Raw genomic sequence first — 919 nt, forward strand, 5'->3', positions numbered from 1 at the left:
GGCGACGGCGTACTTCGCGAGAAACAGTTAGTCAGGTACGCCTTTATCAAAGACAACCAGTTCCTCTTTCGCATCACCACTATGTGCCGTGTGTTAAGGGTTAAGCCATCAAGCTATTACGACTGGATAAGTCGTGATCTCAGCGACCAACAGATACATCGCAACCAGTCTGAATTACTGGTTAAAGCGGCTCACAATGAAACGAAAGAACGTTATGGCGCAGATTGTCTGCATGCTCATCTAAGCGAGCAAGGCCATAACATTAGCCTGTATATGGTAAGAAGCATCAAAGAGCAACACGGCATTAAATGTCGTAGTCATAAGCGCTTCAAAGTCACCACCGACTCCAATCACAACAAGCTAGTCTATCCAAACGTACTGGATCAGAAGTTTGATGCTAAGCGCCCTAACGAGTCGTGGGTCAGCGACATTACCTATATCTGGACGAATGAGGGTTGGCTGTACTTAGCAGGGGTCAAAGACTTATACACCAAAGAGCTTGTCGGTTACGCTATTAACAAGCGTATGACCGCAGATTTAGTTTGCAAAGCACTAAATATGGCCATCAAGAATAAACGTCCAAGCAAAGGGCTAATCGTTCATTCAGACAGAGGCAGTCAGTATTGCAGTCACGCCTACCACAAGACCATTAAGCAGCATCAATTTATAGGCTCAATGAGCGGCAAAGGCAACTGTTTCGATAACGCTCCGATAGAAAGCTTCTGGGGCACATTAAAGAATGAGCTGGTATATCATCAAGACTATAAAACAAGGTTCACAGCCATCAATGATATTATCAGTTATATCGAGCTGTACTACAATCAGACGAGGATTCAAAAGGGTTTGGGCTATCAATCGCCAAGACAGGTGTGGTTTGATTATTATCGTCAGGCTGGGTAACTAAAATCTCCCAAGTTTA

The 919-nt window shown here is 44.3% G+C and carries 1 protein-coding gene; it reads left to right on the forward strand.

The genetic code is table 11. The annotated features are described in order from the left end of the window. The coding region (locus A1019T_RS00100; protein ID WP_083720027.1) for an IS3 family transposase at positions 1 to 900 on the forward strand (900 nt) is incomplete at its 5' end. Between the last annotated feature and the right edge of the window lie 19 nt (positions 901 to 919).

This window comes from Psychrobacter piechaudii (assembly GCF_900162825.1).
GTDB lineage: Bacteria > Pseudomonadota > Gammaproteobacteria > Pseudomonadales > Moraxellaceae > Psychrobacter > Psychrobacter piechaudii.